Annotated in this window: 21 protein-coding genes and 5 tRNA genes; 13 read left to right on the forward strand and 13 right to left on the reverse strand. The window is 37.4% G+C overall.

Annotated elements, in window-relative coordinates; genetic code table 11:
- Positions 1-22: 22 nt before the first annotated feature.
- The 5 genes from FNN08_RS05850 to FNN08_RS05870 form a co-directional block, all read right to left on the reverse strand.
- Positions 23-98, reverse strand: a tRNA-Val gene (locus FNN08_RS05850).
- 84 nt (positions 99-182) lie between these two features.
- Positions 183-258, reverse strand: a tRNA-Val gene (locus tag FNN08_RS05855).
- Positions 259-292: 34 nt separating this feature from the next.
- Positions 293-368: transfer RNA gene (locus FNN08_RS05860), tRNA-Val, on the reverse strand.
- A gap of 29 nt (positions 369-397) precedes the next feature.
- Positions 398-473: transfer RNA gene (locus FNN08_RS05865), tRNA-Val, on the reverse strand.
- 66 nt (positions 474-539) lie between these two features.
- A tRNA-Val gene (locus tag FNN08_RS05870) sits at positions 540-615 on the reverse strand.
- Between the two features lie 412 nt (positions 616-1,027).
- On the opposite strand from FNN08_RS05870, the gene FNN08_RS05875 reads away from it, so the two are divergent.
- Together FNN08_RS05875 and FNN08_RS05880 are read left to right on the forward strand one after the other, a co-directional pair.
- Positions 1,028-1,387 (forward strand): DUF3718 domain-containing protein, encoded by a 360-nt coding sequence (locus FNN08_RS05875; protein WP_143583783.1) that lies wholly within the window; start codon positions 1,028-1,030, stop codon positions 1,385-1,387.
- A 164-nt stretch (positions 1,388-1,551) separates the two neighbouring features.
- Complete coding sequence (locus FNN08_RS05880; RefSeq protein ID WP_143583784.1) at positions 1,552-2,007, forward strand: RNA-binding S4 domain-containing protein; 456 nt, start codon at positions 1,552-1,554, stop codon at positions 2,005-2,007.
- Positions 2,008-2,076: 69 nt separating this feature from the next.
- Here the strand turns inward: FNN08_RS05880 and FNN08_RS05885 are convergent, their stop codons facing one another.
- A complete protein-coding gene (locus tag FNN08_RS05885) occupies positions 2,077-2,559 on the reverse strand; it encodes a GNAT family N-acetyltransferase (protein WP_143583785.1) in 483 nt (160 codons plus the stop codon).
- A 126-nt stretch (positions 2,560-2,685) separates the two neighbouring features.
- Positions 2,686-3,834, reverse strand: a complete 1,149-nt coding sequence (locus FNN08_RS05890) for an acyl-CoA dehydrogenase family protein (protein WP_143583786.1) — start codon at positions 3,832-3,834, stop codon at positions 2,686-2,688.
- Between the two features lie 390 nt (positions 3,835-4,224).
- Between FNN08_RS05890 and FNN08_RS05895 the strand changes: the two genes are divergently transcribed.
- From FNN08_RS05895 to FNN08_RS05910, 4 genes are all read left to right on the forward strand, one after another.
- A complete protein-coding gene (locus FNN08_RS05895; protein WP_143583787.1) occupies positions 4,225-4,926 on the forward strand; it encodes a CoA transferase subunit A in 702 nt (233 codons plus the stop codon).
- A gap of 12 nt (positions 4,927-4,938) precedes the next feature.
- Positions 4,939-5,598, forward strand: coding sequence for a 3-oxoacid CoA-transferase subunit B (locus FNN08_RS05900; RefSeq protein ID WP_143583788.1), 660 nt, complete (start codon positions 4,939-4,941; stop codon positions 5,596-5,598).
- A 130-nt stretch (positions 5,599-5,728) separates the two neighbouring features.
- Positions 5,729-6,913: an acetyl-CoA C-acyltransferase family protein gene (locus FNN08_RS05905; protein WP_143583789.1), complete on the forward strand. Its 1,185-nt coding sequence runs from the start codon at positions 5,729-5,731 to the stop codon at positions 6,911-6,913.
- Between the two features lie 168 nt (positions 6,914-7,081).
- Entirely contained in the window at positions 7,082-8,071 is a 990-nt protein-coding gene (locus tag FNN08_RS05910) for an ion channel (RefSeq protein WP_143583790.1), read from the forward strand.
- An 82-nt stretch (positions 8,072-8,153) separates the two neighbouring features.
- Here the strand turns inward: FNN08_RS05910 and FNN08_RS05915 are convergent, their stop codons facing one another.
- The 3 genes from FNN08_RS05915 to FNN08_RS05925 form a co-directional block, all read right to left on the reverse strand.
- Positions 8,154-9,188 (reverse strand): phospholipase A, encoded by a 1,035-nt coding sequence (locus FNN08_RS05915; RefSeq protein ID WP_143583791.1) that lies wholly within the window; start codon positions 9,186-9,188, stop codon positions 8,154-8,156.
- 241 nt (positions 9,189-9,429) lie between these two features.
- Positions 9,430-10,374, reverse strand: coding sequence for a glucosaminidase domain-containing protein (locus FNN08_RS05920; RefSeq protein ID WP_143583792.1), 945 nt, complete (start codon positions 10,372-10,374; stop codon positions 9,430-9,432).
- 59 nt (positions 10,375-10,433) lie between these two features.
- A complete protein-coding gene (locus FNN08_RS05925) occupies positions 10,434-10,715 on the reverse strand; it encodes a hypothetical protein (RefSeq protein ID WP_143583793.1) in 282 nt (93 codons plus the stop codon).
- A gap of 263 nt (positions 10,716-10,978) precedes the next feature.
- Here FNN08_RS05925 and FNN08_RS05930 point away from each other — a divergent pair, with 263 nt between their 5' ends.
- The 5 genes from FNN08_RS05930 to FNN08_RS05950 all read left to right on the forward strand — a co-directional run bounded on the left by FNN08_RS05930 (position 10,979) and on the right by FNN08_RS05950 (position 15,687).
- Positions 10,979-11,302: a VF530 family DNA-binding protein gene (locus FNN08_RS05930; protein WP_143583794.1), complete on the forward strand. Its 324-nt coding sequence runs from the start codon at positions 10,979-10,981 to the stop codon at positions 11,300-11,302.
- 149 nt (positions 11,303-11,451) lie between these two features.
- Positions 11,452-12,588, forward strand: coding sequence for an efflux RND transporter periplasmic adaptor subunit (locus FNN08_RS05935; RefSeq protein ID WP_143583795.1), 1,137 nt, complete (start codon positions 11,452-11,454; stop codon positions 12,586-12,588).
- A gap of 9 nt (positions 12,589-12,597) precedes the next feature.
- Positions 12,598-13,299: an ABC transporter ATP-binding protein gene (locus FNN08_RS05940; RefSeq protein WP_143583796.1), complete on the forward strand. Its 702-nt coding sequence runs from the start codon at positions 12,598-12,600 to the stop codon at positions 13,297-13,299.
- Positions 13,283-14,488 (forward strand): ABC transporter permease, encoded by a 1,206-nt coding sequence (locus FNN08_RS05945; RefSeq protein ID WP_143583797.1) that lies wholly within the window; start codon positions 13,283-13,285, stop codon positions 14,486-14,488. The genes FNN08_RS05940 and FNN08_RS05945 overlap by 17 nt, the downstream gene beginning before the upstream one ends.
- 2 nt (positions 14,489-14,490) lie before the next feature.
- Positions 14,491-15,687 (forward strand): ABC transporter permease, encoded by a 1,197-nt coding sequence (locus FNN08_RS05950; protein WP_143583798.1) that lies wholly within the window; start codon positions 14,491-14,493, stop codon positions 15,685-15,687.
- 35 nt (positions 15,688-15,722) lie between these two features.
- Here the strand turns inward: FNN08_RS05950 and FNN08_RS05955 are convergent, their stop codons facing one another.
- The gene (locus FNN08_RS05955) at positions 15,723-16,295 is read right to left on the reverse strand and encodes a tRNA-(ms[2]io[6]A)-hydroxylase (RefSeq protein ID WP_143583799.1); all 573 of its coding nucleotides are present in this window, start codon (positions 16,293-16,295) and stop codon (positions 15,723-15,725) included.
- 122 nt (positions 16,296-16,417) lie between these two features.
- Here FNN08_RS05955 and FNN08_RS05960 point away from each other — a divergent pair, with 122 nt between their 5' ends.
- On the forward strand, positions 16,418-17,143 hold the full coding sequence (locus FNN08_RS05960) for an SIR2 family NAD-dependent protein deacylase (protein ID WP_143583800.1): 726 nt from the start codon (positions 16,418-16,420) through the stop codon (positions 17,141-17,143).
- Positions 17,144-17,248: 105 nt separating this feature from the next.
- Here the strand turns inward: FNN08_RS05960 and FNN08_RS05965 are convergent, their stop codons facing one another.
- Complete coding sequence (locus tag FNN08_RS05965) at positions 17,249-18,538, reverse strand: ammonium transporter (protein ID WP_143583801.1); 1,290 nt, start codon at positions 18,536-18,538, stop codon at positions 17,249-17,251.
- Between the two features lie 331 nt (positions 18,539-18,869).
- On the reverse strand, positions 18,870-20,093 hold the full coding sequence (locus FNN08_RS05970) for a glycosyltransferase (protein ID WP_143583802.1): 1,224 nt from the start codon (positions 20,091-20,093) through the stop codon (positions 18,870-18,872).
- 257 nt (positions 20,094-20,350) lie between these two features.
- Between FNN08_RS05970 and FNN08_RS05975 the strand changes: the two genes are divergently transcribed.
- Positions 20,351-20,881: an LA_2272 family surface repeat-containing protein gene (locus FNN08_RS05975; protein ID WP_143583803.1), complete on the forward strand. Its 531-nt coding sequence runs from the start codon at positions 20,351-20,353 to the stop codon at positions 20,879-20,881.
- Positions 20,882-20,931 lie beyond the last annotated feature (50 nt).

Raw genomic sequence — 20,931 nt, forward strand, 5'->3', positions numbered from 1 at the left:
GGGGTGATGCTTCTGAATTAAATGGTGGACGATACTGGGCTCGAACCAGTGACCCTCGCCTTGTAAGGGCGATGCTCTCCCAACTGAGCTAATCGTCCGGGGATATCTTGACTGATTATTTCACTTAAAGATAAGTACTAAACAGAGTTAGTAAATTACACTATTAAATATTTTAAGAGAAATGGTGGACGATACTGGGCTCGAACCAGTGACCCTCGCCTTGTAAGGGCGATGCTCTCCCAACTGAGCTAATCGTCCGGGGATCTTGATTTATAAATTTATTTTCACTTGATGGTGGACGATACTGGGCTCGAACCAGTGACCCTCGCCTTGTAAGGGCGATGCTCTCCCAACTGAGCTAATCGTCCAACAAGTAGAAAATAGATTAGAAATTGAATGGTGGACGATACTGGGCTCGAACCAGTGACCCTCGCCTTGTAAGGGCGATGCTCTCCCAACTGAGCTAATCGTCCAAACAATTTCAAATCAACAAAGACTAAATATTTTAAAGTTACTTACATAACTAATAAAACAAAGAATGGTGGACGATACTGGGCTCGAACCAGTGACCCTCGCCTTGTAAGGGCGATGCTCTCCCAACTGAGCTAATCGTCCAGTCTTTGTGGTTGCGTATTATAGGGATCATGGAAAAACTGTCAACACTAAGTTGGCATTATTTTGTGATTATTTGTTTGTATGCTGTTTTTTAATACAAATAGCCTATCTGTTCATCAATTTTTAAGAAAATCACACAAATATTTGCTTTATCTATTAATGAAATATGTATTTTTAAAGCCGAATGTAAACATTTATTCAGCAACATCATTAACCCGCACCTAATAAAACAAGGTTAACTTCATAAAATCAATAACTTAAAGAAAACCAAAAGTTAATTTTATGTTAACAACCGCAATACTTTGTTACATCCACGATTAAATAATTCCAACCTTTTAGGGCTATTCTTCATCTATACAGTTATACAAACAAATTTACTAAAACTTTATATTAATAAAACAGGAAGAAAACTATGAAAACTTTAACTCAAATCACTACAACTATGTTATTCGCTGGCGCTTCTCTTATTAGCTTTAATAGCAGCGCTGAAGGTATGAGCTCTTATATGGAAGGTGCATTAGTTGATACATGTAAAGCAGCTATGAGCGATAGCACTCAAAAACTAACTAAAACATTAAAAGAATATCGTTTAAAAGAGAAAACGGTTGCTTTAGGTGTTGTATGTAATGGTGAAGACATTATTACTTTTGCTCAAAATCACGGCGCGAATAAAACAGCTGAGCATATGAGCAATACACTTGGCGAATCAAGTATTACTGATTTAGCCGCAGAAACTGTAACTTACTCTGTAAGCTTTACTGTAGCTCCTTAGTAAAAAAGAATTACTCCCTTAGGTTTGATCTGATCTGTCAATTAGTTTAATTCCTATAAAGTAAGTTTAAAACACCCAATGTATATAAATACCTTGGGTGTTTTTTTATTGAAGTGATAAACTAGCAATATAAACTCTTTAAAATATAAGTACTGGAAAATACCTTGGAAGAAATTGAAGTTTTAGTGATAGATGTAGATGCCGAGCCTATTGAACTTTGCAAATTATTAAAAATAGCAAACTTAGTTGGCGGTGGCGGTGAAGCTAAAATGGTTATTAGTGAAGGTTACGTATATTTAAATGGCGAAGTTGAATATCAAAAGCGTAAGAAAGTTTACTTTGAAGATATAGTGCAATTTAACGGCGAAGCTATTATGCCGATGCTAAGAGAAGCTTCTGAAGATGAGCGGTTAGCTGCTGAGCAAGCACCATCATTTAATGAGGCTGTGGCAAATAACCAAAAAGATAACAGTGAACCTTTTAAGCCGAAAAATAAAGCTAAAGCTAATAACAAGAAAAAACCAAAATCTAACTCTAATAAAGGCAAGTCAGCGGTAAAAGATAAAAACCCAGCTGCTGAGAAAAATAGTAGAACGGGTAGAAAATCAATTTCTTTTTAAATGCTAAAACGTAGATAAAATTAATACACCTTATCTACGTATAATTTAAAATCTTCCATTATTTTGCCATTATAACGTTTTTTCCCAAAACATTGCTTTGCCCATTTCAGGATCTAATTCATAGCCGGTAAAGCCAAATTTAATATAACTATTTTTAGCCACTTCATTACCTTCTAATACTTCTAAAGTAACTTTACAGCAATCTTTTGCTCGAGCTATTTGTTCAACTTTATCCATCAACAACTGACTCAAGCCTTTGCCTCTAAACTCGCTAACCACCCCCATATCATGAATATTTAAAAGTGGCTTGGCTTTAAAGGTAGAAAAACCTTCTACGCAATTACAAATAGCCGCAGGTTTACCATCTACATAACAAAGCAATGTGAATACGTTAGTTTGTTTAGCCAATTTGGCACATAAATTACTTTGTGAATAATCACTTAATGGCGCCCCGCCCCCCATAGGATCTTTAGCGTATTCATTAAGCAAATAAATTAAATCAGCGCAATGTTGAGAATTTTGATAATCGGCAATCAGAATTTCTGTAGACATGTTTTATTTCTTATCATGAGAATATTAAAGGGCTACTATAGCAAGTTCATTAATTAGCTGCTAAAAAAATTAAAAAAGCCACTTGTTTTAAAACAAAGTGGCTTCGACTTGTAAGATTAACGGTAATTACGCTAGAACGTCTCGAGCTATGATTACTTTTTGGATCTCACTCGTACCTTCATAGATTGATGTAATGCGAATATCACGAGCCATACGCTCTAGCGGGTATTCTTTTATGTACCCTGCACCACCAAGTAGTTGTAATGCATCGTAACAAGCCTGATTACCTTTTTCAGAGGCGTATAGCTTTGCCATTGACGCTTGCGTACCAAACGGTAAACCTTGCTCTTTAGTACTTGCCGCGCTCATAAGTAATAAACGTGCAGCTTCCATATCAGTGTAACGCTCGGCAAGCATCCACTGCAAACCTTGGAAATTACTTAATGGTTGGCCAAATTGCTTGCGCTCTTTAATGTAATCACGAGCATAATCAAGTGCAGCTAAACCAACACCTAAAGCTAAAGAGCCAATGCCAATACGGCCACCTGCTAATTCACCAACGGCAATAGCAAAGCCTTTATTTTCTTGACCCATCATAGCCGATGCTGGCACGCGACAATTTTCAAAATGAACTTCATTTGTTGGTGACGCTTTTTGCCCCATTTTATCTTCATTTTTACCAATGGTCATGCCGGGCGTACCTGCTTCAACTAAGAAACATGAAATGCCCTTGCCTTTACGAGCTTCAGTGTCAGTAACAGCCCAAACCACAAATACACCAGCGATTGTGCCACTAGTAATATAAATTTTGCTGCCATTTAAAATATAGTCATCACCGTCTTTAGTTGCAGTAGTTTTCATACCTGCAGGATCAGAGCCAGCGCTTGGTTCAGTTAAGCAAAAGCCACCAGCTAAATATTCACCAGAACAAATTTTTGGTAAATAGTTTTGTTTTTGCTCTTCATTACCAACGGCTTGTATAACCTCTGCCACCATATTAGTTACAGAAGTTGTTACAGCGGTAGAAGCACAAGCTTTAGCAATTTCAGTAATTGCTAAAGAAAAAGCAACGGTGCCAGCTTCAACACCACCATACTCGGCTTTAATATTTAAGCCCATAAAGCCTAATTCGGCTAAACTTGCCAAATTTGTTTGAAATAATTGCTGATCGCCAGTTTCATCTAATTTGGCAGCAACAGGTGCTAATTCTGACTCGGCGAATTTTTTCGCCATGTCTTGGATCATTTGTTGTTCTTCAGTTAACGCTAAATTCATTTTTTCACTCCGCTCATTGCACTTTCGTACAATTAAGTCATTTTATTGACGTTAAAATATCATAAAACCGAATAAAAAAATAAATATTTCTTTATAAATATATACTCAGTGAAATGTTTTATATCCCTGTGCCATAGGTATATGTAGATACAGCTCACTTCGTAACTGTTATTTTATTGGCATTGATAGCGAATATTTTATTATGTTATTTGTAACCTGCTCTGAAAGTGTCCAACATTATTTCCACCTAATTGATAAATGCGCACTAATTTATGCTTAAAATTATTGTTTATAGTGTGGAATTTGTTAGAGTATCGGCACAAATAAAGTATTAACTCTAAAATTATAAACACAAGGGTTTATCTAAAACCTTTGTATAAAGGAGCTTAAATGGCTGGTTTTAATAAAGTAGTTCACACCTACGAAGAAGCAATGGCAGGTCTTGAAGATAACATGACTATTATTGCTGGTGGCTTTGGCTTATCAGGTAACCCTGAAGGCTTAATCAAAGAAATTAAGCGTAAAGGTACTAAAGGTATCACCTTAGTATCAAATAACTGTGGTACCACTGAACACGGTTTAGGCATTTTACTTTTTGACAAACAAATCAAAAAAATGGTTGCCTCTTATGTTGGCGAAAACGCTAACTTTGAAGCTCAGATGATGAGTGGCGAACTCGAAGTTGAATTAACTCCGCAAGGCACTTTAGCTGAAAAAATGCGTGCTGGTGGAGCTGGGATCCCTGCGTTCTTTACCGCAACAGGTTATGGTACACCAGTTGCAGAAGGTAAAGAGGTACGTGAGTTTGACGGTCGTAACTATATATTAGAAGAATCTATTACAGGTGACTTTGCCATTGTTAAAGCTTGGAAAGCTGATACTTACGGTAATTTAGTATTTCGTAAAACGGCACGTAATTTTAATCCTCTAGCTGCAACAGCAGGTAAAATTACGGTTGTAGAAGTTGAAGAAATTGTAGAGCCTGGTGAACTTGACCCAGATGAGATCCACACTCCTGGTATTTATGTTAACCGCCTTATTAAAGGCACTTTCGAAAAAATCATTGAACAACGCACTGTGCGTTCTGAATAAGGAAAATAGATCATGTCTTTATCTCGTGAACAATTAGCACAACGTGTTGCCCAAGAACTACAAGATGGTTACTACGTAAACTTAGGTATTGGTATTCCAACATTAGTTGCAAACTACGTACCTGAAGGTATTGAAGTAATGCTGCAATCTGAAAACGGCTTACTTGGTATGGGACAATTCCCGACTGAAGAAGAAGTTGACGCTGACTTAATCAATGCCGGCAAACAAACCGTTACTATGGCTACAGGCGCATCATTATTTGATAGTGCCGAATCATTTGCCATGATCCGTGGCGGTCATGTTGATTTAACCGTACTTGGTGCATTTGAAGTAGACGTTAATGGCAACATTGCTTCTTATATGATCCCTGGTAAGTTAATCAAAGGTATGGGTGGAGCGATGGATTTAGTTGCTGGTGCCGACAATATTATCGTTACTATGACCCATGCATCTAAACATGGCGTATCTAAATTATTATCTAATTGTACCCTACCGCTTACCGGTAAAGGTTGTATTAAAAAGGTATTAACCGATTTAGCCTTTATTGAAATCAAAGATGGTAAGTTCCATTTACTTGAACGAGCACCGGGTGTGAGTGTTGAAGAAATAATTAAACTTACCGAAGGTGAACTGGTAGTTCCAGAACACGTTCCAGAAATGACATTCTCTTAAAGTTTATCAAAGCCTCTTAAATTCATTAAGAGGCTAACTTAATATCAAAGTAAAAAATAAAAAGTAGTTTTAGCTACTAACCAAGCTAAAAATTGCACCTAAAACCAATTAAATAAATATAGGAAAAATTATGAGTAAACGTGAAGTAGTATTTTTAAGTGGTGTACGTAGCCCTATCGCTGACTTTGGTGGTTCGCTAAAAAACATCGCGCCAACAGACTTAGCAGGAAAAATGGTAGCAGAAGCTTTATCTCGATCGAACGTTAATAAAGATGATGTTGGTCATTGTGTTATTGGTAACGTTACTCATTCTGATCGCCGTGACATGTACATGAGTCGTGTAGCTGCACTTAAAGGTGGCCTACCAGAATCAACTCCTGCACTTACGGTAAACCGCTTATGTGGTTCTGGTTTACAAGCTGTTGTTTCAGCAGCACAACTACTGCTATTAGATGACTGTGATGTTGCCGTTGCAGGTGGCGCAGAATCTATGTCTCGTGTACCTTATTGGTCACCATCTACTCGTTTTGGTACAAAAATGGGTGATGCCCAACTTGTTGATCCTATGGTAGGAGCTTTAACTTGTCCTATCAATGACACTCACATGGGCATAACGGCTGAAAACGTAGCTGAGCAATGGAACATTAGCCGTGAAGAGCAAGACGAAGCCGCTGCAGAATCTCACCGCCGCGCACAAAAAGCCATTGAAGAAAATCGTTTTGATAGCCAGTTAGTCCCTGTTGAATTAAAAACACGTAAAGGTGTAGTTGAATACAAAACAGACGAACATGTTCGTTTTGACTGTACAGCTGCAGATATGACTAAACTTCGCCCTGTATTTAAAAAAGACGGTACAGTAACAGCTGGTAACGCATCAGGCATTAACGATGCGGCTGCGGCATTAGTTATGGCTGATAGTGAATACGCTAAAGCAAATGGCTTAAAGCCGCTTGCTAAATTAGTTGGCTATTCGTTTGCTGGTGTTGCTCCAGAAATTATGGGTATTGGTCCAGTTCCTGCGGTAAACAAGTTATTAGAAAAAACCGGCATTAATAAAGATGACATTGATGTATGGGAGATTAATGAAGCATTTGCAGCGCAAGCTCTAGCGGTATGTAAAGACCTAGAACTTGATATGGCTAAAGTTAATCCAAACGGATCTGGCATATCACTAGGCCACCCTATTGGTGCAACTGGTGCTTTAATCACAGTTAAAGCAATTCACGAGCTTGTACGTGTACAAGGTAAATACGCAGTGATCACTATGTGTATTGGTGGTGGTCAAGGTATCGCTGCTCTGATTGAAAGAGTTTAAAAATTAATTTTCTCTTCAATCTCATAATTCAGGTGGCTTAGGCCACCTTTTTTATTTTCAATATTACACCGCTATTAGCAAAATTCATTATTCACACCTACACTAATTACCTCTTTAATTAAATTTATATTAATTATTTTTTAGTGGATTAATTACTTAAAAACAATAATGACTGCTGCCAATCATGACAATTGTTGCCGATATGCTGATGAACAAGGTTTTACCTGTTCAGGCATTGCTAGTGATTCTGGCTGGTGTTATTGGCACGATCCAAACATAACTAAAGACCATCCGCAGGACAAAGAAAACCTACAAGAATATGCTCGTAGCGGAGGTATGACTCGTGGCTTGAGCTTAAATAATGCAAAATTAAGCGGCATCGATTTAGTTAACCATCATCACAAAAATGGTTTTGACTTTAGTCACTGTGACTTTTATAGAGCCGACCTAACTAATGCCCATCTTTTCAATATAAATTTAAAACACGCAAGTTTAATGAAAGCCGAGCTTTGCAGCGCCAATATGCATAATGCCAATTTACATTATTGCAATTTATTAGGCGCACACTGGCACGATACAAAAATAAAAAACTTTGATATTGGCGATGAATTAATACAAGAAGTTCAGGCAGCTAAGGCTATTGAAGATTTTGATTTAGTACTAGCTCAAGACTTATTCGAACAGTCAGAAGAAATATACAGAGATTTACGTAAGCACTCCGAAAGAGAAGGTATCTTTACCTTATCAGGACGATTTATCCAGAAAGAATTGACCATGCGTCGTTATCAAATGCCGAAACGCTCACTTGCAAGAGGGATGTCTAAGGTTGTTGATTTATTTTGCGGTTATGGTGAAGAGCCAATAAGAGTAGTTAACTTCTCAATCATCTTAATTTTGATTTGCTCAATGCTTTATTTTTTTACTGGAATTCAATTTGAAGGTAATACCTACTCTTATAACTCAACGCAAAGCTTTGAAGAGAATATCATGCTGTTTTTGCATTGTATTTACTACTCGATAGTTACCTTTACCACATTAGGTTATGGCGACATAACTCCGGTGGGCATATCACGAGCTATTGCCGCGACCGAAGCTTTTACCGGAAGCTTCACAATTGCTTTATTCGTGGTGGTTTTTGTCAAGAAAATGACCCGCTAAAAATCAAGAGGGTCAGAACAACTTGATTCATACCTTACGATAAGTTCAAGTTGTTCTGACCCTCTTGATAATTTCTGTTTTGTTAAAGGATATCTGTAATCGCGATACCTATACCAAAGGTTTGTTGGTTATGATTGTAATCAATTAAACTTTCACCATAACCGGTAAAGTATTGCGCATAACCACGTAAACGGCCCCAAAGCGGAAATGTCATACCTAACTCTAAAGCACCTTTGTGAGTGGCAAAGTTTTGGCGAATGCCCATGCTAAACTCTAAGTTTTCATATTGATAAGCTGCGCCAAATTGAAAGTAGCCCATGTAGTCCATGATATCTGGGTTGTCATCGCCATCAGGATCTAGCGTACCATCTTCTAAAACTTCTTTTTCATCTTCAGATAAACGATACCAAGGCTTTAGTGATAATAATAAATTCTCTTTTTCCCAAAGTAAGTTTAAGTAAACACGGTTCCAACTTCTTGAAAATGCATTAGAGCGACCATTTGACTGATGCTCAACACCCATAATTAAACCTGTGTTACCTCCCATTGGATGCCAGTCTAAACCGGTAATGTAGAAAACTTCAGGTAAGTAGTTAGTTTCACGAAACGGCTTAGAGATGTTCTCTGAGTAAACTTGCCACCATGAATTTAATGTCATACCAAAGTACAATCCATCACCTTCAGTAAATAAGTCGCCACCATTTAAAGGCACTTTTAGACTTAATTGATACTTAGATTCATGATCTTCAATATTATCAGACCACTGTGGCGCTGCATCACGGTAAACTTCAGTATTGCGATTATCGGTAATTGAAACTGGTAAAATATAATTCATTCTATGTGGGGTGATCACATGCGAGTTATATTTACTGGCATTCTCGCTAATAATACGTTGCGAGAAAGCACCTTGAGTTGGATCATTTTGAGGTTGTTTTACTTCAATCTTACACTCTGCGCGGATTTGTGAAACAAGTGTATTAGCATTTACTTCTTTAAGCTTTTCAATAACACATTGCTCAACATCGGCGTCAGTAGCAGCGGCTTGAACTAAAGCTGTAGGAGCTATCAATAAAGCGGCTAACGAAGCTTTAAGGGTGAGTTGTTTAAAACTAGGCATATATTACTACTCTGAAATGTCCTGCCCTTGAAAAAGGGAAGGAATGGTTTGTTATTATTATCTGCATATTAACAAAAACCAACAAAGTTTAAAGCTTTAGCTACAACATATTTACCATAATTTAGTTTTTAGAGACTTAAATATAAAATTCACCAATTAATTTAGATTTTTTATCAGGAAAAGTCAGCGTAATAAAAAGACCACATAAATGTGGCCTTAATAAAGTCAAATTGTAAGCTGTTTATTTTCTTACTAAATGAATCAATTTTTCTTCTGATAAATACGCTTCATCAACATCTTGTAATTTATTGTATGAAATCATTTCATGCAAACCATCTATATAAGCCTGACCACGCTCTGAATACTTATCAAGCGTATTCGCTAGCTCCATACCCGTAATTTTTTTGTTGCTATTACGCAAATCAGCTCTTAGTACTCGTAGTTTTTCATAAGCACCAGTGGTGTTGATGTTCTTCATGTAGCCTTCAACTGACGCTAATGGACTGTCAAAACGAGCTAAACCATAATCACCAAGCTCTTTACGCTGTTGTTTTGGTGTCATGCCATTTCCTGAAAAATCCCATTGACCAAAAAAGGCATTGCCCTCAGAAGTAAATCTTGAAGTACCCCAACCGCTCTCTTCTGCAGCTTGTGCAAGTGCTAATGATGGTGGAATAATATCTACCTGTATTAATAAACGAGCACGTTTTTCTTCATCCATAACGTCTTTTTCATCAGATATAACACCATATTTAAGGCCAAGCTCTTTCAAATTTTGACTATCAAGAGCCGCTGTTTTTATTTCTTCGCGTTCTAACAAGATTCTTTCGTTAGAAATTAAAATAAGTGGCGCCATTAATCTAAAGAAAACTTGTTTCTTGGTTTTAACCGGCATATGACTTGATGTTTCTTTCCAGCTTTCACTAAACTCATCAAACGATAAACGAGGCACTTCACGGTTACCTTTAGCCCAACTTTCACTCGTATAATCGTGTTCTTTAAATAAAGCTTCTAAATCGTTTAACGACCCAATTTCTACTACCGTTGGGTTTTTCATTGCAGTAATGGCAATGTTATCTTTATCACTTGTAATCGGATCTTCAATTTCAGGCGCTTCTGAACAAGCGGCAAGTACTAGTGCAGTTGATATTAAAGTTAAACGAAGTATTTTTTTTGTATTTGTCATGAGTGCTGTTTCCTTTTACATTATAGAAAAAGTATAACAGCAATTTTCAATTTAACTGTTTAAGATATAAAGCCTTTTGTAAATTTCTTATAGAGTTCATTGGCCATAATATAATCACCTTCTATTTCTTGCTCCTCGGCTCTTCTAATAAGCTCAATAATAAAGTCTTTATTACCTGCGCATGCTTGCTGGCAGATTTGTTCAACAGTGAAGATTGAAAGGTCTAAGCTTGGGAACTTGTCATTTACAGAAATTTTGCAATGCACATTGTTAATTTCAGACTTTGTTTGACTACCGTTTATTTTTTCTAACTGGATACGCATTTTATTTACATTAGTCATCAGTAATTCCTTTATTTAATGGAGAAATATTATCAACTTGATTGACGCTAAATAATCATAGCGAAAGTTGATAAAGTAAGAATGAAAAGCTGATGAACAAATATGATGAAATATGACAATATGCAAATTAGTTAAAATTAAATAAAGGGTTTTAAAGTGCTATTAACCACTATAAATGCAAATAAAACTTAATAACAACATGAACGTATGCTTAGTTTCTTGGTACAATGTGGTATTAATTCAAAAAAATACTAGGTACTCAAATGAGTCAAGATCCTCTTCACGGTGTAAAATTAGAAGACATTTTAGTCAAACTCGAGAAAGAGTTCGGCTGGCAAAAGATGGGCGAGACCCTAAACATAAAGTGTTTTGTTAATAACCCAAGACTAAAATCTAGTTTAACCTTTTTACGAAAAACCCCTTGGGCACGTAAAAAAGTTGAGATAATGTACCTAAAAACATTCTGTAAAGATCACCCAGCAACTAAGGGATTGATCCAAAAATTCATTGAGCAAAAAAATAGTACAGGTGCAGCAGCGCCTAAAAAGTCTGGCGGATTTGTGTGGCCAACATCATTTGACAAATAGTTAGCCTGAGCAATTTCAGCAACTTTGTAGATTCAAGAATATCGACTTTATTACTATTTTCTTATCCTAGATCATCAAGTTAACTTAAAATTAACATTACAATAGCTATAATCTATTTCAGATTGGTTATTTTGACTAGGGATAAGGAAATGTCTAAATTATTTAAGTGGTTCGCTCTCATATTCGCATTTATTTGCGTATTTTGGTGGTTATCAACAGAAAAGCCAATAGCTGTTGATGTTGTATACGCAGACAAAGGTATTGTCGAAGCAACTGTAGCTAATACTCGCGCAGGTACTATCACCGCCTGTTATCGTGCACGAATGTCCCTACCTATCGGTGGTCAAATAGCCGAAATCCCAGTTAAAGAAGGTCAAATTGTAGAGCAAGGACAATTGCTTTTATCTTTATGGAATAAAGACAAACAAGCAAAGCTCAACGAAGCAAAAGCAATTTTATTGACCAGTCAAAAATATCAGCAACGAGCCTGTATCGTTGCCGAAAACTCATTAAAAGATGCACAACGTCAAAAAACCTTATTAAAACAAAAGCTTACCTCGCAAGAAGTACTGGATTCGGCGATAGCGACATCGCAGGCTAACCAAGCAAGTTGTGAAGCCGCAATCGCAGATGTTGAAGGCAAACATGCCATGGTCAATACCGTTATTGCTACTATCGAACAAACTTACTTGCATGCACCGTTTAAAGGAACGATTGCTGAAATTACAGGCGAAGTTGGCGAATATACCATGCCGTCACCACCTGGCGTACCAACTCCCCCTGCAGTCGATTTGCTTACTCATGATTGCCATTATGTCCAAGCTCCTATAGACGAGGTTGATGCGGCAGATTTAGTTATTGGCCAACCGGTTCGTATTAGCTTAGATGCGTTTCGAGGTGATGAAATAGCTGGCACCCTCAGACGTATTGCACCCTATGTGCAAGATTATGAAAAACAAGCAAGAACGGTCACTATCGAAGTGGATTTAAATGAACATCGCGATCCACATTTTCTTGCCGGTTACAGTGCTGATGTAGAAGTAATATTAGATCGTAAAGAAAATGTTTTACGCTTACCGACTGATTTAATTATTAACGATGAATACGTGCTTATCCTTAATGACAATGACACCATTGAGCAACGGCCAGTAACATTGGGCATTAGTAATTGGCAATACAGTGAAATACTCTCTGGTATTAGTGCCACTGAAAGAGTGATTAGCTCTGTTGGCTTAAGCGGCGTTACTGCTGGTGTGTTAGCACAAGATAGTAACTCGATAGATTAAGGATTAATAATGACAGGTCCCTTAATCGAGCTTACCGATTTGAATAAAACTTATTTAGTTGGAGAGCAACCTTTACAAGTATTAAATCAAGTTAATCTAATCATAAATCAGGGTGATTATGTGTCTATTATGGGCCCTTCTGGCTCAGGTAAATCCACCCTATTAAATATGATCGGTATGTTAGACAGAGCAGATACTGGCGAATATTATTTAAACTCAACCCCTACCGTAAACATAGCTGAAGAGTTACGAGCAAAATATAGACGTGAGCATATAGGTTTTATTTTCCAAAACTTCCATTTGATCCCAAGATTAAGTGCCAGAGAAAATGCAGAGCTACCTTTAATGTTAGCTGGTATTGGTGCAAAGCAAAGAAAGCAAAAAGTTCAGAATGTATTTACAAAATTAGGGATTTTAGAACGCAGCGAGCATTTACCTAAACAACTCTCTGGAGGGCAAATGCAGCGCGTAGCCATTGCTCGAGCTATGGTAATGGAACCACAAATATTACTTGCTGATGAGCCAACCGGTAATCTCGACCAAAAATCAGGCCTTGAGGTAATTAATTTATTGGAAGCATTAAACAAGCAAGGCGTAACATTAATTGTCGTTACTCATGACAGTGATCTCGGTAAACGAGCCAAGCGCCAACTTACTATGGTTGATGGCAAAATAACTCAGGATATCATTAACAATGCTTCTTCAGGATAACTGGTTATATAGCTGGCAAGCGTTAATTCGCCATAAATTAAGAACCGGTTTATTGCTACTGGCTGTAGCGATAGGTGTTACATCGGTTTTACTATTAACCAGTTTAGGTGAAGGTGCGAGACTATTTATAGAAAAAGAGTTTTCGGCATTAGGCAACGAAGTAATGATAATCTTGCCAGGTCGCAAGGAAACTACTGGTGGCTCTGTACCTATTTATGGCAGCACACCAAGAGATCTTACTATTGAAGATGCTGTTGCTATGGAAAAGATCTCTACAGTTAAAGCTATTGCACCGATAATCGCCGGAACTTCACTGTTAAGTTACCAAGGAAAAAGCCGTGAGGTTATAACCCTTGGCAGTAGCACAGAAATATTTTCAGTTCGCAAGCTAAGCTTACAAACAGGACGAATGTTTACCAGTAAAGCTAAAGATCCTGCGCAAGCTGTTTGTGTATTAGGCTCAACTATAAAACAAGAATTATTTGGCAATAAGAAAGCTATTGGCGAATGGGTTCGATTTTCAGGCCAACGTTTTCGAGTGATAGGGGTATTGCAAGAGCGTGGTGAATCTATGGGCTTAGATATGCGTCAAATGGCGATAATACCAATTAGGTCCGCTGAAACCTTATTTAACTCCCCTGCTTTATTTCGAATTTTAATCGAACTTAAACAATCAGGGAGTGAGTTATACACTGAAAATAAATTAATGGCATTAATTAAAAAACGCCATGAAGGTGAAGCGGATATTACCGTATTAACACAAAACTCATTAATGAGTTCTTTTAATAATATTCTCACTTTAGTCACCGCAAGTATCGGTGCCATAGCGGCAATTAGTTTAGTCGTTGCTGGTTTTTTAATTATGAATGTTAGCTACGTTTCCGTTTCAAGGCGTAAACAAGAGATCGGCTTATTAAAAGCTTTAGGAGCCACGGCACAAGAAGTTAAAGTTTTATTTTTAACTGAGGCTCTACTACTGGTTAGTTTAGGCGTAATTATTGGCTTATTCTTTGGCTATGCGGGCACTAGTTTTGCGGCTTTGTTATGGCCAGAATTTCCTCTAAGTATTCCGCTTTGGGCAACCTTTGCAAGCATTGTAATTGCTCTTGGTGTTGGTTTGTTATTTTCCTGGTTACCGGCTTCACACGCAGCCAAACATGATCCTGTCTTAGCTCTGAGAGGTTTATAACAATGGGCTTTAAAGATTTGATCATTTGGGTCGAAAAATCACTATCCGCTCAAAAGCTAAGAGCAGGTTTAACCATTGCCGGATTTGCCACTGGCATGGCCGCGGTAGTTTTAATGAATTCAATTGGTGAAAGCTTACGTATGTATGTGCTACAAGAGTTTACTCAATTTGGCTCCAATATAGTGGCTATAACTCCAGGTAAAACCGAAACATTTGGCATGGGAGGTATCCTTAAGACTGTGCGCCCATTAACCCTCAGCGATGGCGAATATTTAGCAAGACAAAAGCATATAGAATTTGCTGTCCCAGTTGTTGCCGGAACAGCAAAGATTAAAGCCGAAAACCGCTCTCGATATACAGATGTTTTAGGCGTTAATGCATTTGCCAATAAAGCTTGGAAATTGGAAATATCACAAGGTAAATTTTTACCAAACGATGATATAAAATCACCACGAAGTTTTGCAGTATTAGGTGCAAAGTTGAAAAAAGAGTTATTTGCAAACTCTTCTGCGCTGGGAAAATACGTTCACGTGGGCAGTCAGCGCTTTAAAGTGGTCGGTGTATTAGCCGAAAAAGGACAGTTTATGGGGCAAGATTTAGATGACTTAATTTACATCCCAGCCGCTAAAGCGATGCAACTGTTTAACCGTAATAGTTTGATGGAGCTTGATTTATTTTATCAACCTGGCTTGAGTGCTAATGAAATAGTTAACCAAATAAAGCCAAAGTTAATTAATCGTCACGGCCTTGAAGACTTTACCGTTATTACTCAAGATGACATGTTAAAAAGTTTAGACAACATACTCTTTATAATAAAAATGGCTGGCGCAGCTTTAGGCTTGATCTCATTACTCGTTGGCGCAGTTGGCATAGCGACAATAATGACCATAACCGTAAGTGAGCGTACTTGGGAAATCGGCTTATTAAGAGCCCTAGGATTTTCTGAGCAACAAGTAAAAAATTTATTTTTAGCTGAAGCTATTTTCTTAGCAGTAGTAAGTGGCTTAGTTGGTTACTTCATCGTACTCATAATGCTAATCATAGCTAAACTAGCCCTTCCTGGAGTACCGATAGATATAAATATCTATGTGTTAATTACAACAATATTGATATCGGCAATCATAGGTTTATTGGCCGGTATTTATCCCGCGAAAAACGCAGCTAATCTAACCCCGATAGATGCCCTGCGTACAGAGTAAATTAACAGGGTCAGATCAACTTGATCCTTAAAACTCTAGTGTAGTGCTGCTCTAAACGGTAATTCAGAGCAAATACGACCTTCTTCCACTAAGATTTCTTCAAGTCGTTTATACACAACATCTTCTGGGAAATACTCAAGCGCCAACTCTACAAATAAGTTTTTATGCTTTTCTTCAGAGCGAGCAATATCATCGTAAAAAGTTTTATCTTTACCTTCAGGTAAGGCTTGTGAAATTAAAGAAAAACGCTCATGACCACGAGCTTCAATAACACCAGCAACTAACATTCGATCTAAAAACTTTTCTTCACGAGTGTGGCGAAACATCTTACGTATTTCGTTAACGTACGGGTCTTTTTCATCATTCGCTAACATCACACCACGGCGCGTCATTAACTTTAATACTTGCTTAAAATGGATCATTTCCTCAAGGGCTAAGTCAGTCATCGCTTTAACTAGCTTAATACGGTCTTGATAATGAGATAGCATGGTCATCGCCATACTCGCTGCTTTTTTCTCTGCTGAGGCATGGTCTTGTAAAAAACTATCAAAGTCGGCAACGGCAATATGTGCCCATTCAATTGGCGTATGGTATTTTAATTCAAACATTAAACTTTTCTTAAAACTAGGTAAATAATTGCGCGCTATTTTACACCGCTTTTTTGCAAGGTTATAGTAAAATCATCATCTAACATTTCAATCTTGTAACTAGATCAAAATAAGTTAATAAAATGAATAATACTTTATATATAACTGGTGCAGGGGTATCAAGTGAAAGCGGTATTCCAACCTTTCGTGGTGAGGATGGTTTTTGGACTATAGGCAGTAAAAATTATACGCCAATGGAGATGGCTACTAGGGCTATGTATGAAAATAATCCTGAGCAATTTTTGAGTTGGTATTATCACCGTTTTGCCACTTATAGAAATCATGGACCAAACGCAGTGCACCACTGGCTTAGTGATAAAAATTTAATAACGCAAAACATTGACGGGCTTGATGGCAAAGCAGGTAATAAAAACTATATAGCTATTCATGGCAGATTAGATCAAATGACTTTATTTCATCATCAAGGCGATGATGTAGATATTATGCAAACACCTTGGGATGATGTCGATGAAGACAACTTGACCGCTTCATTATTAAATATTTTTAATATTGATAGTAGCAATTTACGCCCTACTCTCAATGAATCCTTCAAACCTTATGTTTTATTATTCGATGAGTTTTATACCGAGTCATATCGGATCAATGAGGCACAACAAAGAATGCAACGTGCTGATAAAATAGTATTTATGGGTACTTCGTTTAGTGTAAATATTACTCAAATGGCATTACGTACAGCGATAAATAATGGCATTGCTATTGAAGTTGTCGACCCTGATCCAATAGAACTACCTTATTCAAATGTCAGCTACCATAAAATGAAAGCATCTGAATACATTGAGCACAATTAAATACGCTAAATAGCTTTCGATAAAACCTAGGCTCTAGAAACTAAAAAAGCTAGGCTATTTTAAAATAGCCTAGCTTTAAAATTTAAGTAAATTTTAGATTAACGACTATAGATTATAGCCAGACTCTTCATGTTCAACTAAATCTAAACCTGAAATCTCTTGCTCTTCTGATACGCGTAAGCCACCCGTTATAAGCCCAACAAGTTTCAGTAACACGTAACTAACAATCGCGGTGTAAACAATAGTTGATACAATACCAACTAACTGCACATATACTTGCTCGCCCATTGTCGAGATCCCCTCAGCAAAGCCAAAGCCACTAAATACACCTAAACTTGTTGCTGACAGTACACCTGCTAACAAAGTACCTAAGATACCACCTACACCATGCACAGGAAATACATCAAGAGAGTCATCTATTTTAAGTGTTTGTTTAATATAAACGGTTGCATAGAAACAAACAAAACCAGCACTAACACCAATAATTAATGCGCCACCTGGGCCAACAAAACCAGAAGCAGGAGTAATCGTACCAAGACCGGCAACCATACCTGTTACTGCGCCTAATACTGATGCTTTACCAAACTTCTTCCACTCAATTGCGGCCCAAGTTAACGCACCGCAAGAGGCAGAAATATGAGTAACCAACATTGCCATTGATGCATCGCCAGTAGCAGCTAATGCACTACCGCCATTAAAGCCAAACCAACCTACCCATAACATACCGGCGCCGGTAACTGTCATAGTTAAGTTGTGTGGCATCATAGATGTTTTAGGGAAACCTCTACGTGGCCCTAACACCATTGCAGCAACTAAGGCTGCAACACCTGCAGTAATATGAACAACGATACCACCAGCAAAATCAAATACGCCCATTTGACCTAACCAGCCGCCGCCCCATACCCAGTGAGTGACAGGTGCGTAAACAGCAAGTAACCATAAACCGCTGAAAAGTAAAACAGCAGAAAACTTCATTCGTTCAGCAAAACCACCAATAATAAGTGCTGGCGTTATAATCGCAAACGTCATTTGGAACAGCATAAATAAGCTCTCTGGTATATCGCCAGAAAGAGCATCTTTACCAATGCCATGCATCATGACTTTAGAAAAGTCGCCGATAAACGCATTACCTTCGCCAAAAGCTAATGAGTAGCCAACAACAAGCCATAAAATAGAAGAAATACCCGCAATGGCAAAACATTGCATTAAAATGGACAAAACATTTTTAGAGCGAACTAAGCCGCCATAAAACAGAGCTAAGCCTGGTAATGTCATAAGTAACACTAATGCGGTAGATGTTAAGATCCATGAAGTGTTTGCACCATTGAGCTCGCCTTCAGCTGCAAATGCAAGATTGGGTAATAATAAAAATATTAACGATAGTAGTTTAGTCATGATAGATATTCGGTTATTTACTCTGCTGAGTTTATTATTAGAATAAGAGCTGGTATTAATTTTTATTATGGCCAGCGCTCGAGCAATCATCCTAAATCGCTAATTTATATTAGCTTATGTCAATCTTACAAATAACTATGTTACTTTCCATTTTAGCCATAAGACGGCTAAATTAATGAGCTTGGCATTGATTTAAGACCGAACCATTTCAACATGCGTTAACATTTGCTTCAAGTTTTTTTAATAAAAATTCACAAATAAAAGATAACAAATCAATCTAAGCTTCAAGGTATAAGCTCCCCCCCTAGCAAAACAAGATAAATTAGTTACTTTATTTAGAGTTCTTTGCTGCAATCCATTGTGACATATACTTAGTGCTTGCCATGCTGTGGTGTTTCAGCATTGCTCCGGTAAAGTTATTTAACCTATGCCGTATTATGTCATTGGTTACACAGTTAATTTTATTAATAAGTTCAGGGCCTAATAGGTTGGCGTTATATCTGTTTGATATTATTTGTTCACAACGCTGTTGTGCTTGCAGCCATTGATTTTCATCACTATATAAGCTTATAGCAGCATCAACAAAATCAGTGATATCATCTTTAATAGCACCTGGCCACTCTTCTTGATTAATCATACCTTCACTGCCAACAGATGTCGTCACGCTAGGTGTTTTCATGATCATTGCATCTAATAATTTGCCTTTAATGCCAGCACCAAAACGAATTGGCGCAAGGCAAACTCGTGCTTGCTCCATAACCGAGTAAGCGTCTTCTGCCCAACCTTTAATGTGAAAGCCAGTTTTAGGATTATTTAATGCGGTTGCTTTAGGTGGTGGATAAGAGCCATAAATATGCAATTGCGCTTCAGGTAATTTAGCTCTTATTAACGGCCATATTTTTTGCAAATACAGTACAGCATCCCAGTTAGGAGCGTGCCTAAAATTGCCTATCGTCATAAAGTTTTGTCGCTGTGCAAAGCTTTTTTCAGCCTTAGGATAGTTTTCAATATTCACCATAAAAGGTAAATAATGTAGCAGACTAGCGTCTACTTTGAAGGTTTGCGTTAACAACTCCATTTCAAAACTAGAGATTATCAAGGAGATATCACAACGTAATATTGCTGCTATTTCACGTTTTGCCATATCACTATATAAATCAGCTTGGGTTAACTCTCTATCAGCTTTATGGGCTTGATGACGTGCATTTCGTAAACATTGTAAGTCTTCAGTATCAAGAACCTTTAATGCATCAGGACAGTTTTTTCCAACTCGCCAACCAAATTGCTCTTCCATCATAAATCGATCGAATAATACTAAATCCGGTTGATACTCACAGATATAATCATCAAAGCTATCGCAGTTTAATTGAATATTTTTACTGCTGATCCCTTCACTTGCTAAGTCAATCATGTGATCAGTTGGTTGTGAAGGCGTACTAAATTCAACCTGCCAGCCCTGCTTTACGAATAAGCGTAAAATTGACATCATATGGCTGCCTGCCGCTGATGAGTTTGGTTCAGGCCAAACATAACCAATCACGAGTATCTTTTTCATATAGAATTTTTAGTAATTTTATGGGAATAATTGACATGGATTATACCTAACAGGCTTTAACACTGCACTAAGCAAATTTAAAACTTCACATCTGGTCAAACATTAACCACAACTACTTGTTTAAATTACATTTTTATTACAAAGTATGAACGTTTTTATATTAAATTGTTTTAAAGTTTTACCCTCTATTGTAGCCTTAATAATTACTCTCTAAAATCCTAAGCAATTAATTTAACAACAATAATTTGGATTTAATGATGAAAAAGCTAGTATCAACAATTGCACTTCTTGGCGCTTTAAGTACTCCGGTAATGGCGGCTGAATTTATTCAACTATCTGTACCAAACAACAACTTCCCTCCAGGTGATGTTGAAGGTGTACGTTTCTCTCTTTTATACGGTCAAACGAACTCAGTAAAGGGTGTTGATATTAGTATTTTAGGTTTAGCTGAAAGTAATAATTTCACTGGTTTAGGTTTAGACTTCCTTGGTGCTCAACGTGTTAAAAACCATTTTACCGGTGCTTCATTAAGCTGGGCAAACTGGCATGACAATACCGGTGTTGGTGGCGTGATTGGTGCGGTTAACTACACTGAAAACAACTTCACAGGTTTACAACTTGGTTTTGCTAACTATGCAGGTACGTTAAACGGTGTTCAATTTGGTTTTGTTAATGCCACGCAGCGTATTAATAAAGGTGTTCAAATTGGTTTAATTAACTACGATGCATCTGGTACTTTTGTGAGTAAAGACTTCCCTGTATTTCCAATTATCAATGGCCGTTTCTAAAGCTAAAATTTTAGATAAAGGTTAATAAAACCAAGCTAATGCTTGGTTTT

The sequence above is a fragment of the Thalassomonas sp. M1454 genome (assembly GCF_007097525.1).
Lineage (GTDB): Bacteria > Pseudomonadota > Gammaproteobacteria > Enterobacterales > Alteromonadaceae > Thalassotalea_A.

Bases quoted from the DNA above. Each gene is read 5' to 3' on its own strand.
- FNN08_RS05875 (WP_143583783.1), top strand. From the start codon at position 1,028: ATGAAAACTTTAACTCAAATCACTACAACTATGTTATTCGCTGGCGCT.
- FNN08_RS05885 (WP_143583785.1), bottom strand. From the start codon at position 2,559: ATGTCTACAGAAATTCTGATTGCCGATTATCAAAATTCTCAACATTGC.
- FNN08_RS05890 (WP_143583786.1), bottom strand. From the start codon at position 3,834: ATGAATTTAGCGTTAACTGAAGAACAACAAATGATCCAAGACATGGCG.
- FNN08_RS05895 (WP_143583787.1), top strand. From the start codon at position 4,225: ATGGCTGGTTTTAATAAAGTAGTTCACACCTACGAAGAAGCAATGGCA.
- FNN08_RS05900 (WP_143583788.1), top strand. From the start codon at position 4,939: ATGTCTTTATCTCGTGAACAATTAGCACAACGTGTTGCCCAAGAACTA.
- FNN08_RS05905 (WP_143583789.1), top strand. From the start codon at position 5,729: ATGAGTAAACGTGAAGTAGTATTTTTAAGTGGTGTACGTAGCCCTATC.
- FNN08_RS05910 (WP_143583790.1), top strand. From the start codon at position 7,082: ATGACTGCTGCCAATCATGACAATTGTTGCCGATATGCTGATGAACAA.
- FNN08_RS05915 (WP_143583791.1), bottom strand. From the start codon at position 9,188: ATGCCTAGTTTTAAACAACTCACCCTTAAAGCTTCGTTAGCCGCTTTA.
- FNN08_RS05920 (WP_143583792.1), bottom strand. From the start codon at position 10,374: ATGACAAATACAAAAAAAATACTTCGTTTAACTTTAATATCAACTGCA.
- FNN08_RS05925 (WP_143583793.1), bottom strand. From the start codon at position 10,715: ATGACTAATGTAAATAAAATGCGTATCCAGTTAGAAAAAATAAACGGT.
- FNN08_RS05930 (WP_143583794.1), top strand. From the start codon at position 10,979: ATGAGTCAAGATCCTCTTCACGGTGTAAAATTAGAAGACATTTTAGTC.
- FNN08_RS05935 (WP_143583795.1), top strand. From the start codon at position 11,452: ATGTCTAAATTATTTAAGTGGTTCGCTCTCATATTCGCATTTATTTGC.
- FNN08_RS05940 (WP_143583796.1), top strand. From the start codon at position 12,598: ATGACAGGTCCCTTAATCGAGCTTACCGATTTGAATAAAACTTATTTA.
- FNN08_RS05945 (WP_143583797.1), top strand. From the start codon at position 13,283: ATGCTTCTTCAGGATAACTGGTTATATAGCTGGCAAGCGTTAATTCGC.
- FNN08_RS05950 (WP_143583798.1), top strand. From the start codon at position 14,491: ATGGGCTTTAAAGATTTGATCATTTGGGTCGAAAAATCACTATCCGCT.
- FNN08_RS05955 (WP_143583799.1), bottom strand. From the start codon at position 16,295: ATGTTTGAATTAAAATACCATACGCCAATTGAATGGGCACATATTGCC.
- FNN08_RS05960 (WP_143583800.1), top strand. From the start codon at position 16,418: ATGAATAATACTTTATATATAACTGGTGCAGGGGTATCAAGTGAAAGC.
- FNN08_RS05965 (WP_143583801.1), bottom strand. From the start codon at position 18,538: ATGACTAAACTACTATCGTTAATATTTTTATTATTACCCAATCTTGCA.
- FNN08_RS05970 (WP_143583802.1), bottom strand. From the start codon at position 20,093: ATGAAAAAGATACTCGTGATTGGTTATGTTTGGCCTGAACCAAACTCA.
- FNN08_RS05975 (WP_143583803.1), top strand. From the start codon at position 20,351: ATGAAAAAGCTAGTATCAACAATTGCACTTCTTGGCGCTTTAAGTACT.